The organism is Halobacillus karajensis (assembly GCF_900108515.1).
Taxonomy (GTDB): domain Bacteria; phylum Bacillota; class Bacilli; order Bacillales; family Halobacillaceae; genus Halobacillus; species Halobacillus karajensis.
This window is the reverse complement of the sequence record NZ_FNWW01000024.1, coordinates 1-1,451: the sequence shown is the minus strand read 5'-3', so window position 1 is coordinate 1,451 and position 1,451 is coordinate 1. Positions and strand designations below refer to the sequence as shown.

General features: G+C 38.5%; 1 protein-coding gene. It reads right to left on the bottom strand.

Going from position 1 to position 1,451, the window contains the following annotated elements; genetic code table 11:
• On the bottom strand, positions 1 to 1,451 hold a 1,451-nt coding region (locus BLW54_RS20230), incomplete at both ends, for a reverse transcriptase/maturase family protein (RefSeq protein ID WP_074736546.1).

Here is a 1,451-nt window from a genome sequence, read left to right as displayed (position 1 = left end):
AGATCTACTTGTTCTTTTGATAAACCTGCTATTCTTGGAAAGCTTCTATTTATAAAGTGCATGTGTTGAGTACCTTTGCTGGTTTGATATTCAACGGTGAACCTTTTGTTTTTCTCATATTTCCTTCGGATATGTTTGGTATTCGTTCTGTACTTCGATGCAAAAGTTTTAAGCATCGAATAGTACATGAAATAAGCGAAGCGATGCATATGGTTACTCACATTCTCAGCTAGTCGAAAATAGTTATACAATCCTCTGATTTCACTGTTATATTGTGCGACAATTTCGATGTCTTCACTATGCTGAAAGTAGCCTCTGAATTTTGGTTTCCACGTTCCATCAGCACACATTTTAATGGCTTTATATTTTTGAAGCTTGTTCACCCATGCGTTGTGGGGCATTTTAAGTTTCACTTTCCCATTCAGTAACCTTTGTTTTCTTCCTAGCCGATTCCGGCGGAATGAATGGTTTTTTACGATTTCGATTTCATACCCTAAAAAATATGCTGATTTGTTGGATGCATGGGTAATTAACGTTTTTTCCATGGATAACTCAAGGTTTAACTTTTCTGCCAAGTAAGTGGCGATATCATCCCTAACCTGTTTAGCATCCTTCTTTGATCCTATAATCCCAATAAGAAAATCATCTGCGTAACGAACATATGATAACCTTCGGTATTCCGAATCCATGGGATTACTGTAGCTTGTTCGAAGCAAGGCTTCTTCAACCTGTGTTAGTTGCTTCTTTAGCTTATCGACAGCCTGGTTATTTCCTTGTTCATAGGCTTGATTTATTTCTTTCTGGATACCTGTTCTTTCTGAGCTTAACTGTCGATATTTAGGGTTTCTTCTACGTTTCTTTCCGTGATTAAACTGGTCTCTATATTCTTTTATATAAGTGTCCAATTCGTTCAAATAGATATTGGAGAGTATGGGACTGATGATTCCTCCTTGCGGCGCTCCACTATATGTTTGATGGAACTTCCACTCCTCTACATATCCAGCCCGCAGGAATTTCCATATAAGATCTAGGAATGCTTCATCAGCAATCCTTTTTCTTAGGATTTTTATGAGGGTATGATGTTCAATGTTGTCAAAAAACCCTTTGATATCCCCTTCCACAAACCATTTGCTCCCTGTGAACGTACGTTTAATCTCTAACAGGGCGCTATGGCAACTCTTTTTCTCCTGATAGGCGTGAGATGAGGAGGAGAAGGAGGGTTTAAAGATAGCCTCCAATATCAAACGAATAACTTCTTGGACCAATTTGTCGCAAAAGCTCGGTATTCCCAGTGGTCGCTTTTTGCCATTTTTCTTCGGGATATAAATTCTCTTAGAAGGATAGGGTTGATAGGTTTTGTTTCTTAAAACCTTAATCAATTTGTCAATCTGATCCATGGAAAAACCATCAATAGACCGTTGGTCTACCCCAAGGGTTAGAGCACCATCATT